This is a genomic window from Gracilibacillus lacisalsi DSM 19029, from assembly GCF_000377765.1.
Classification (GTDB): Bacteria; Bacillota; Bacilli; order Bacillales; family Amphibacillaceae; genus Gracilibacillus; species Gracilibacillus lacisalsi.
In genome coordinates this window covers 439,307-451,729 of record NZ_KB898662.1, presented here as the reverse complement: position 1 = coordinate 451,729, position 12,423 = coordinate 439,307, and the positions used below count along the sequence as shown (strand labels likewise).

Here is a 12,423-nt window from a genome sequence, read left to right as displayed (position 1 = left end):
TTAATTCCGATATATAATATGAGTAAAAATTACTAGAATTATAAAGTAGGAGGTGGAATGAAAGTGATAAAAAATAGTAGTTTTGTTTTCCTTATTACACTTGTTGTGTTAATGCTGTCTTTTTCTCCTGTTCAGGCCCAATCAAAAGATGGGCAAGAATTAGAGAAAAATGTACCTGAAGAAATAACTGATCATGATAAGGCATTGGCTAATCAAACATTAGAGAACAGTGATGTATTAAAAAAAGGAACCAGTCACCCTGGTGTAGTTGACCTAAAACAAAACCTTGAACGGTTAGGCTTTGGCTCATTTGAAATGACTGAAGACTATGATTCTCAAACAGAGCAGGCAGTAAAAGATTTTCAATCCTATCATGGATTAGAGGAAAATGGTCAGGGAGATCAAACAACTTTAGAGAAGATAGAAGAGTTATTAAGTAGTCCATTTCAAAATGGACAACGTCATGAAGAGACAGTAAGGTTAAAAGAAAATCTTTACATTTTAGGCTATTGGGATTCCCCATCAGGCACTACATTGTATGCTAGTAAAACCGAAAAAGCCGTAAAAGAATTTCAACAAGATCAAGCATTACCACAATCAGGTATAGCAGATGATGTTACACGAGCGAAGTTAAGTGAATTAGCTCAGCAACCACTTCGAAACGGCATGTATCGAAAAGATGCAGTAACATTAAAAGAAGATCTAGAACACTTAGGTTTTGGTTCATTTGCGAAGACGGATTATTTCGGTCCACAAACGGAGCAAACAGTAAAGAACTTTCAATCCTATTATGGGTTAGAGGAAAGTGGTCAGGCAGGTCAAGCAACTTTAGAGAAGATGGAAGAATTATTAAGTAGTCCATTTCAAAACGGCAAGCGTCATGAAGAGACTGTAACGTTAAAAGAAAACCTGTATACATTAGGTTATTGGGATTCTCCATCAGGTACTACATTGTATGCTAGTAAAACCGAAAAAGCTGTACAGAAATTTCAAAAAGATCATGATTTACCACAATCAGGAATTGCAGATGCAGCGACGCGTGAGAAGATAAGTGAATTGGCCAAGCAACCACTTCAAAACGGCATGTATCGAAAAGATGCAGTAACGTTAAAAGAAGGCTTAGAACGCTTAGGCTTTGGTTCATTTGCGAAAACAGATTATTTCGGTCCACAAACGGAGCAAACAGTAAAGAACTTTCAATCCTATTATGGGTTAGAGGAAAGTGGTCAAGCAGATCAAGCAACTTTAGAGAAGATGGAAGAATTATTAAGCAGTCCATTTCAAAATGGACAGCGTCATGAAGAGACAGTAACGTTAAAAGCAAATCTTTATATATTAGGCTATTGGGATTCTACCTCAGGAACCACACTTTATGGTAGTAAAACTGAAAAAGCCGTAAAAGAATTTCAAAAAGATCATGGATTATCGCAGTCAGGTATAGCAGATGCTGCTACACGTGAGAAGATAAATGAACTGGCAGAAAAGCCACTTCAAAACGGCATGTATCGAAAAGATGCAGTAACATTAAAAGAAGACCTAGAACGCCTAGGGTTCGGTTCATTTGCGAAAACAGATTATTTCGGACCACAAACCGAGAAAACAGTGAAGAATTTCCAATCTTATTACGGTTTGAACGTGAATGGACGAGCAGATCAATCCACTTTAAATAAGATGGAAGAATTATTAAGCAGCCCATTTCAAAATGGACAACGTCATAAAGAGACAGTAACGTTAAAAGAAAACCTTTATACATTAGGTTATTGGGATTCTCCATCAGGCACTACATTGTATGCTAGTAAAACAGAAAAAGCTGTAAAAGAGTTTCAAAAAGATCAGGGATTACCACAGTCAGGTATAGCTGATGATGCAACACTGGAGAAGATAAGTGAGTTAGCTCAACAACCACTTCAAAACGGCATGTATCGAAAAGATGCAGTAACGTTAAAAGAAGACCTAGAACGTCTAGGGTTCGGGTCATTTAAAAAAACCGATTATTTTGGTCCGCAAACAGAACGAGAAGTCAAGAAATTGCAAAGATATTATGGCTTAAATGCAACAGGAATTGCGGATAACCAAACATTAAGAAAAATAAACGACGTATTATCGAGTCCGTTACAAGATCGTAACAACCATCCTGACGTGGTTACACTTAAGGAAGATTTACGTCATTTAGGTTTTTGGAACCGAACTAAACTAACGGATTTATTTGCAGGAGAAACAGAAAAGGCGGTTCGAGCGTTCCAAGAACATTATGGTTTAGCTGTTAATGGTATCGCTGATGAACCTACATTAGCCAAAATAGAAAGTATATTAAAAAGCCCGTATCAAAATGGTAATAGCAATAGCGATATTAGCACATTTAAAGAACAATTAATTTTCTTAGGGTATAGTCAAGGTATTTCAACAACTCAACTATTTGGCCCTAAAACAGAAGCACGTGTGAAGGATTTCCAACAAGATATGAACTTGCCTGTTTCGGGGATTCTTGACGAAGTGACGATCGAAGTGTTGGAACATACATACAGTAATCATGCTGTAAAGATATTTATTGATCCAGGCCATGGAGGGAATGACCCAGGTGGAAATGGCTATGGGTTGAAAGAAAAAGATGTTGTTTTAAAAATTGCGAAGAGTGCTCAAGAATATTTGCAGAAAAATTATGAAGGTGTAGATGTAAAACTATCTCGTTCTACCGATGTCTTTGTTGGACTTGAAACAAGATCCCAAATAGCTAACGATTGGAACGCTGATTATTTTGTAAGTTTCCATACAAATGCCTTTAATGGATCAGCTAATGGATTCGAAAGCTATATTTATAATGGTAATGTTTCAAAGGAGACTGAACGTCTGCAGAAGGAAATTCATACCTTCATAATTGACGAAATAGGGGCTTATGATCGTGGTATGAAACAAGCAAACTTTAATGTGTTACGAAATACTAATATGCCCGCGCTGTTACTAGAATACTTATTTATCGACAATAAAAACGATAATGAATTATTAAGTAATGAATCTTACGTTAAAAGATTAGGAGAAGTGACTGCTAAAGCAATTGCTGAGTCATTTTATCTTAGGAGTAAATAATGGAAAGAGAGAGGGGATTATCCTCTCTCTCTTTTTTTACTAAGGCTATCTATTACAATAATTTTACATAACCCGATTTTTTTAGATGTTAGTTGTTCACAGAATTGATGTTTATTCATTTTTTTAAAATAACAATACATTTTTTCTACAAAATGTTGTTTTTTGTCCGAAATTATAATAAAGTAGGAAAATTTCATATTAATGAGAGGGGAATTTGATTTGATGAAGAAAATCATGGGTTGGATCCTAATAATAGGATTAGTATTTGGAGGATCAAGCCAAATAGTATTAGCCGAAGAGACTGATAACACGGTTGATACAAATGATGGATCAGAAGACACAGTAGTTGAAGCTGAAGATACAAATGATGGATCAGAAGACACTGTGGTTGAGGATGAAGATACAAATGATGGATCAGAAGACACTGTAGTTGAGGATGAAGATACAAATGATGGATCAGGAGACACTGTAGTTGAGGACGAAAATACAAACGATAGTTCAGAAGACACAGTGGCTGAGGACGAAGATACAAACGACGGTTCAGAAGATCCTGTGCAGGAAGACGAAGATACAAATGAAGGATCAGAGGACACGGAAGTTGAAGAAGGCGATTCAAATCCAGAAGAAGGAGATGACAATGGCTCAGAGGGTGAATCCGATGATTCCAATGAACAAGAAGAAGATGAACCATTCCTTTTACAATTAGGTGATGAAGATGAGCTAGTAAGTTCATTAAAAAAAAATCTTAACTTTTTAGGATTTGCCCAATTTGATGATTTTACAATCAATTATGATGAAGAAACTGTAGCGGCGGTTGAATACTTACAGTCTTATTATGACCTTGACGAGACTGGAACAGTTGACGAAGAGCTGCTTGCTTTTATTGATGAGTTAATATCTACGCCATTTCAACCCGGTGAGCGTAATCAAGAGACGGTAGTTATCAAAGAATTACTGTATATTCTTGGTTATTGGGACGATGTGAGCGGAACAACATTATACGGGCCCAAAACAGCCGCAGCCGTAGAAAAATTCCAAATGGATCAAGGGTTAGCCGTATCTGGAATTGCAGATGATGTAACACTGATTACTCTTTATGATTTAGCATTAGCCCCTTTAAGAAATGGAATGTATCGAGAAGATGCAATTCCTTTAAAAGTTAATCTTGAATTGCTAGGTTTTGGTTCATTTGCTAAAACGGATTATTTCGGACCAAAAACCGAACAAACAGTGAAGGAATTCCAGTCTCATTTTGGATTAGAGGAAAGTGGTCAAGCAGATCAAGCAACTTTAGAGAAAATAGAAGCATTATTAAATAGTCCATTTCAAAACGGAAAACGTCATCAAGAGACAATAACATTAAAAGAAAACCTGTATACATTAGGTTATTGGGATTCTCCATCAGGTACTACATTGTATGCTAGTAAAACCGAAAAAGCTGTACAGAAATTTCAAAAAGATCATGATTTACCACAATCAGGAATTGCAGACGAAGTCACGCGAGAGAAGTTAAGTGAATTAGCGGAGCAACCACTTCAAAACGGCATGTATCGAGAAGATGCAGTTACGTTAAAAGAAGACCTTGAACGCTTAGGATTCGGTTCTTTTGCGAAGACGGATTATTTTGGTCCACAAACGGAACGAACAATAAAGAACTTTCAATCTTATTATGGATTAGAGGAAAGTGGTCAAGCAGATCAAGCAACTTTAGAAAAGATAGAAGAACTATTAAGCAATCCACTTCAAAACGGACAACGTCATGAAGATGCAGTAACGTTAAAAGAAAATCTTTATACATTAGGTTATTGGGATTCCCCATCAGGAACTACTTTTTTTGGCAATCAAACAGAAAAGGCAGTAAAAAAGTTTCAACAAGACCAAGGATTACCACAATCAGGTATTGCAGATGAATTAACACGAGAGAAGTTAAGTGAATTGGCTGGGCAGCCACTTCAAAATGGGATGTATAGCCAAGATGCAGTAACATTAAAAGAAAATCTTTATAGATTAGGTTATTGGGATTCTCCATCAGGGACTACTTATTTTGGCAGCCAGACAGAAAAGGCAGTAAAAGAGTTTCAACAAGACCATGACTTGCCACAATCAGGTATTGCAGATGATGTCACGCAAGAGAAATTAAGTGAACTAGCGGAGCAACCACTTCAAAATGGCATGTATAGCCAGGATGCTATTAAGTTAAAAGAAAACCTGGAACGTTTAGGATTTGGTTCTTTTGCGAAGACGGATTATTTCGGTCCACAAACGGAGCGAACAGTAAAGAACTTTCAATCCTATTATGGATTAGAGGAAAATGGTCAAGCAGATCAAACAACTTTAGAGAAGATAGAAGAATTATTAAGCAGTCCACTTCAAAACGGACAACGTCATGAAGACGCTGTAACGTTAAAAGAAAATCTTTATAGATTAGGTTACTGGGATTCTCCATCAGGAACAACTTTGTATGGTAGCCAAACAGAAAACGCTGTTAAAGAATTTCAACAGGACTATGACTTACCACAATCAGGTATTGCAGATGATATCACAAGAGAGAAGATAATGGAGTTAGTCCAGCAACCACTTCAAAACGGTATGTATCGAAGAGATGCAGTAACGTTAAAAGAAAACCTAGAACGTTTAGGATTTGGTTCTTTTGCGAAGACGGATTATTTCGGTCCGCAAACGGAGCGAACAGTAAAGGACTTTCAAGCTTATTATGGATTAGAGGAAAGTGGTCAAGCAGATCAAACAACTTTAGAGAAGATAGAAGAATTATTAAGCAGTCCATTTCAAAGCGGAAAACGTCATGAAGAAACAGTAACGTTAAAAGAAAATCTTTATACATTAGGTTATTGGGATTCTCCATCAGGAACTACTTATTATGGCAGCCAAACAGAAAAGGCGGTAAAAAAGTTTCAACAAGATCAGGGATTGCCACAATCAGGTATTGCAGATGAATGGACAAGAGAGAGATTAAGTGAATTGGCTGGACAGCCACTTCAAAACGGGATGTACCGTGAAGATGCTATTAGTTTAAAAGAAGACCTTGAGCGTTTAGGCTTCGGTACTTATGTAAAAAATGACTATTTTGGTCCTGTTACCGAGAAAAATGTGAAATATCTACAAGAATATTATGGTGTTCCTATTACGGGAATGGCTGATGAAGCAACCCTTGCTAAGATCAATGAAGTATTGGATTCGTCTCTTCAGTATGGAGAAAATAGCCAAGATGTTATCACTTTAAAGAAAAATATCAAAAAATTAGGCTATTGGCCAAGTAATTCTACACCAACAGATTATTTCGGTCCAGAAACAGAAGATGCAATTGTGCAATTTCAAACGGATTATGGACTGGCTATTAATGGGATAGCTGATGTTCCAACACTAGAGATGATCGATTCTTTGCTTGACCATCAATTAAATGATTTTGAAGAAGAAGTGGTTCATTTAGTAAATGTGGAACGTGAGAAAGAAGAGTTAGAACCATTAAAAGTAGATAAACATCTTTCATTTGTTGCACGCCAGAAATCGCTAGATATGATGAATAATGATTATTTTGCTCATGAAAGTCCAACTTATGGATCTGTAGCGGACATGTTTGCTCATTTTGATGTATCTTACATGGCGGCAGGTGAGAACATTGCTCTAGGTTATACTTCACCATCAGCTGTTGTGAACGCTTGGATGGATTCAGAGGGACATAGGAGAAATATCTTAAATTCTAGTTATACCCATATAGGAGTTGGCTATGAAAGTGACTTTTGGACTCAATCGTTTATAGGAAACTAAAATAACAAACCGGGCTTTTGATGCCCGGTTTGTTACTTTTTAGTTACGATAATAGGATAAAATACCTACAAAAATAAATGGAATTATATACAATTTTAGACAAAGCTATTGAAACTTTGACTTATTTTTAAGATAATAGAATAGTAGTTTAATATTATACAAGGAGGTGAAACTAGAGTGAATATTTGGAAATCTATTAGATTCTTAATTGTCTCTACCTTAACTATTTCCGCTTTACACTTTAGTACACAAGTTATTTATGCAGAAGGTAATGATGGGGATGAAGAACCAGTATCCCCAAATACTGATACTGAGGTACAAGCTTTGGAAGTGACAGAAGAAGAAGATCAAGTTCTTAATCTTGGCGATGAAGACCCGTCTGTTGTCGAATTAAAAGAAAACTTGATGAATTTAGGCTTTGCGGAGTTTGATGAGCTAAATGAAGTCTATAATGAAAAGACCGAAGAAGCTGTGAAGTCATTTCAAAGTCACTTTGGTTTAGAAGTTAGTGGAGAATTAGATGATAACACCGCAGCTAAAATGGAGGAAATCTTAACATCTTCATTACAAAATGGAGAAAGACATGAAAATGCTGTTGTACTTAAGGAACGTTTAACAGTTTTAGGTTACTGGGATTCACCAAATCCAACGACATTATACGGTAGCCAAACGGAGGCAGCGGTTGAATCTTTCCAACAAGATCAACAATTACCCGTTTCAGGTATCGTTGATGAGATTACATGGTCATTGATTAAAGAACTTGCAAGTGAGCCATTACGTAATCCAATGTATCGTGAAGATGCCATTGATTTAAAAGAAAAGCTCGAAACAGCTGGATTTGGATCATTTGCTAAAACAAACTACTTTGGTCCAAAGACAGAAAGTGTGCTTAAAGACTTTCAAAGTTACTATGGTTTATCTTCAGATGGTGTTGCTGGTGAAAATACTTTAGCGAAACTAGATGAGATTGCCAATTCCCCATTTAGAAGTGGCGAACGTCATCAAGATACAATCAAGTTAAAAGAATACTTAACAGTTCTAGGTTACTGGGATTCATCTAACCCTACAACATTATACGCTTCAAAAACCGAAGCAGCTGTTCGTGAATTCCAAGCTGATCAAGGACTAAAGGTGTCAGGGATTGCAGAGGAGAAAACATGGGATAAGCTAAACAGCTTAGCAACAGCTCCTTTACAAAATCCAATGTATCGTCAGGATGTTGTTCCGTTAAAAGAGAAACTTGAACTGCTAGGCTTTGGTTCGTTTTCATTGACTGATTATTTTGGACCTCAGACAGAACAAGCGGTGAAGGACTTTCAAAAGTACTATGGACTTAGTGTTGACGGGATAGCAGGTGAAAGTACAATAAATAAACTGAACAGTGAAGCTTCGACACCATTCCAAAATGGTGAACGGGACTCAGAAACAGTTCAGTTAAAAGAGTACTTACATACACTAGGTTTTTGGGAATCAGAAAGTGGAACAACGCTATATGCATCACAAACCGAACAAGCAGTTAAAGAATTCCAACAAGCATTTGGTCTTCGTGTTTCTGGTGTAGCCGATTCTAAAACATGGACTAAGCTTGAAGAAGAAGCAACAGGTCCATTAAAAAATCCGATGTATCGTGAGGATGCCATTACCTTAAAAGAAGGCCTTGAAAGATTAGGTTTTGGTTCTTTTGCCTTAACTGATTATTTTGGACCTCAAACGGAAAAAACTGTGCGTAATTTCCAATCCCACTATGGACTAACTGTTAATGGAATTGCTAATGAGCAAACGTTGAATAAAATCAACGAATTATTAGACAGCCCTTTCCAAAATGGCGAGCGTCACGAAGATACAGAAAAACTTAAGGACATGTTGTATACCTTAGGTTTCTGGGAGGATAAAGATGGAACAACTTATTATGGCAGCCAAACAGAGGCGGCTGTAAAGGAATTCCAATCAGCTTTCAAGTTGCCTGAATCAGGAATTGCTGACTCGATTACATGGAATAAATTAGAATCTGAAGCAACAGGACCATTAAAAAATCCAATGTATCGAGACGATGCAGTAACTTTAAAAGAAGACTTAGAGACAATAGGTTTTGGCTCTTTTAAACTGACCGATTATTATGGTCCTCAAACTGAAAAGACATTAAAAGAGTTTCAAAAATACTATGGTTTATCAGCTAATGGTGTTGCCAATGATGCTACTTTGTCTAAAATAGATGAAGTACTAAACAGTCCGTTTCAGAATGGTGAGCGTCATGAAGACACCGTTAAATTAAAGGAAAAGTTGCATACTTTAGGATTTTGGGATAATGAGACTGGGACGACACTGTTTGGAAGTAAAACAGAAGCAGCAGTAAAGGATTTTCAAGAACACTATGGCTTAGCTGTTAATGGAATTGCTGATTCTGTTACATGGGACAAGATCGAAGAAATTCTGAACAGCCCTTTCCAAAATGGTGGATATCATTCTAAAGTACCTAAGTATAAAGAGATTTTAGAGGAATTAGGTTACGGTAAGTTTGGCGGAACAGACTACTTTGGTCCTAAGACGGAAGAAAGTGTCAAACAATTCCAAGCAGACTTTGGGTTACCTGTTACTGGTATTTTGGATGAAGTAACGATAGCTGTTTTGGAGCAAATCGAAGGACGACGAATTTCTCGTGAAACTCATTATGACGTAACTTTAAATGAACAATTAAAGAAACAAATGAGTCTTGGTACACCTCCACAAACGGACCGCTATGCCAATAGTCCAGCATACATTAAAACGTCAAATTTAACATTCTATACTGGCGGTTCTATTACAGGTTCAGGTGTCCATCTGCGAACGGAACCCGATACTTCAAGTGAAAGTAATATTGCTGATAAAGTAGGCAATGGCACAACATTTGAATATATCAAAGACGTAAATGGTACCTCTGTTGGTGGAAATAGCATTTGGTACAAAATTAAATATAAGGGTGAAACCTTATATGTTCACAGTTCTTTAGCAACTAAAGATGGCACAATTGCCAAAGTAAGTTCAACATCAAATGTATATGAAAGTAAAAGCACTAACAGTCACATCTTTTATGAAATTAGTAAAGGAACTGAAGTTTCAGTTGTAAGCCGTGGTTCAACATGGACAGAGTTTCGTGGCAAGGGTTGGCGAAATGCCAAGTCTAGAGAGGTACTAGAGTATTTAGATCCTGGAAAACAGGATGATTTCCAACACCTTGTACTATCTGAAAGTGTTAACTTACCAGGTTCCGAAATTGACAAAGTATTACAAGGTAAAGGTGTTTTAAATGGGGAAGGAGATGCGTTTGTTAAGGCAGCTCAAACATATAATGTGAATGAGATTTATTTAATCTCTCATGCATTATTAGAAACTGGACACGGCACATCTGACTTAGCAGAAGGTATTAAAGTCGGTAAAAATAAAAACGGCAACCCTGTTTTAGTAACATCTAGTAATGAAAGCAGTTTGACTGATGTAGAAACAGTTTATAACATGTTTGGAATCGGTGCAGCCGACTCTGATGCTAAGCGCTTAGGGGCAATTAAAGCGTATAAGGAAGAGTGGTTTACAGTTGAGAAGGCGATTGTAGGTGGAGCTAAATTCATTGGTGAGGATTACATCCATAATCAGTATCAACAAAATACTATTTATAAAATGCGATGGAATCCTGCTAATCCAGGTTACCCACAATACGCAACAGATATGGCATGGGCTGCAAAACAAATCACTAATATGAAGTCAATGTATAGTAAATTAAATAATCCATTGATGGTTTTTGACGTCCCAGTATATAAATAGTCTTATCAAAGTACAAATTATTAAGACATTATAAAGATAGGAAAAGTCGACTCAGAGTCGATTTTTCCTATTTTTTTGTTACTTGTAAGGAAAGTATATAACCATTGATATCACAACTTTTATAAGCAAGTATGATAGGAAAAGGTGATTTATCACTTATATTTTATGAAGCAAGAATAGCTATACATATGGAGTTGCCATTTTGAAAGCTAGCTAGTGCAAGTCAACTGCTACGGCTGACCGTTTCGCTATTCTTTTCAACAACGAATAATAGAAAAAGATTATTGGGTTTTATAAAACCTATTAGTAATTTTCTGTTCCATATCTTGCACTTTACAAAGATAACAACTCAAATTGCCTAATCTGACAAATGTTGTAGTACATGTATAAAGCGAAGGCCGCCCACTTTCACTCCTGTGGAAATTGTTTGACCTGAAGATCCACTTTTTCGAGTGGCCTTGGCTCGAAAAAGTTAGCTGAAGGACAAACCCCACGGAAAGGGAAGTGGGCAGCCGGAGTGGCGGTTAAGTGATTGATATATTTCAAAATGACTACTAAATTTCACAAAAACGAAAGATAAAACAACTAAAAAACCGAACTTCTTAAAGAAGTTCGGTTTCCCTTATTGTACAGCAGACTCAGGTGTTTGCTCTGTTTCTGCCTGTGTCACATCTGTTTCCTGATTCTCTTCGGCGAGATCCAAATGAGTTTGGAGAATCTGCTTTGTCTCCGCAAGGTTCTGTTCATCAAGGCCATAATAATAAGTGTTATTTAACCATAAGTCACTGCCCTCAAGATTCAATGTTTCCATATCAATGTTGCCAGATGTACCATAAGATAAGAAAGCTTTCATTTCATCAAAAGTTAAGTTTGTCGTCATGTTACTACCGACAGCTTGAATCGCATCATCTAGTTTAAATACGGAATTAACAGATGTTGCTTTATTAATTACAGCTTTCATGATTTCTTGTTGTCTTTTACCGCGCTCTATATCATTATCAATTTTTCGTGTTCTCGCCAACGCTAATGCTTCTTCACCATTTAAATTCTGTTCTCCAGGAAGAAGATGAATAGAGTCACGTTTATCATTAGAATCGGATTCGGTAAATTCAAATGGAACTTCCATTTCAACCCCACCGATTGCATCAATGACATCAACGAATGCATTAAAGTTCAACTTTACATAGTAGTCGACAGGGACATCTAAGAAAGTTTCCACTGTTTCAATCGTTGCATGAACACCACCAAATGCATGGGCATGCGTAATTTTATCTTCATAACCGACTTCTGGGACATAAACATAAGAATCGCGAGGGATACTTAGCATTTTTACACTATTATCATTCTTGTTAAGTGTAGCTAAGATTAATGCGTCAGAACGAACGGGTTCATTCTTTTCCCCTCTGTGTTCACTATCATCTACACCGATAAATAGTACGGAAACATGATCTTCTGTTGGATCTACCTCTTTAGCGCGCAGTTCCGACTTATTATCTTCACGTCCATCACTTTCATAAGAATTTGATACGGCTTTTTCTGCTTCATTAATTAAATCAATTGCATAAGCAGAGGCGGCCCCAATGATTATAATTAAAGGTACGAAAATAAAGAATAGAATTTTCCTACGTTTACTCTTCTTTTTCTTTTCTTTTATTTGAATTCTCGAATTCACATCTTTTTTTGACATCGTATTTCCCCCGATTTCTAGAATAGCCCACACTAATAAACATTTTACTATGAAATGAGGTGGACGTAAAT

Annotated in this window: 4 protein-coding genes; 3 read left to right on the top strand and 1 reads right to left on the bottom strand. The window is 36.7% G+C overall.

Features of this window, described 5'->3' with window-relative positions; translation table 11 throughout:
* Positions 1–57: 57 nt before the first annotated feature.
* From D569_RS23560 to D569_RS22335, 3 genes are all read left to right on the top strand, one after another.
* Entirely contained in the window at positions 58–3,084 is a 3,027-nt protein-coding gene (locus D569_RS23560; RefSeq protein ID WP_018930745.1) for a peptidoglycan-binding protein, read from the top strand.
* 222 nt (positions 3,085–3,306) lie between these two features.
* Positions 3,307–6,870, top strand: coding sequence for a peptidoglycan-binding protein (locus D569_RS24240; protein ID WP_018930743.1), 3,564 nt, complete (start codon positions 3,307–3,309; stop codon positions 6,868–6,870).
* A gap of 177 nt (positions 6,871–7,047) precedes the next feature.
* Positions 7,048–10,665, top strand: a complete 3,618-nt coding sequence (locus D569_RS22335; protein ID WP_018930742.1) for a peptidoglycan-binding protein — start codon at positions 7,048–7,050, stop codon at positions 10,663–10,665.
* A 622-nt stretch (positions 10,666–11,287) separates the two neighbouring features.
* Here D569_RS22335 and D569_RS0102090 read toward each other — a convergent pair.
* Positions 11,288–12,352, bottom strand: a complete 1,065-nt coding sequence (locus D569_RS0102090; protein WP_018930741.1) for an LCP family protein — start codon at positions 12,350–12,352, stop codon at positions 11,288–11,290.
* Between the last annotated feature and the right edge of the window lie 71 nt (positions 12,353–12,423).

Bases quoted from the DNA above. Each gene is read 5' to 3' on its own strand.
- D569_RS23560 (WP_018930745.1), top strand. From the start codon at position 58: ATGAAAGTGATAAAAAATAGTAGTTTTGTTTTCCTTATTACACTTGTT.
- D569_RS24240 (WP_018930743.1), top strand. From the start codon at position 3,307: ATGAAGAAAATCATGGGTTGGATCCTAATAATAGGATTAGTATTTGGA.
- D569_RS0102090 (WP_018930741.1), bottom strand. From the start codon at position 12,352: ATGTCAAAAAAAGATGTGAATTCGAGAATTCAAATAAAAGAAAAGAAA.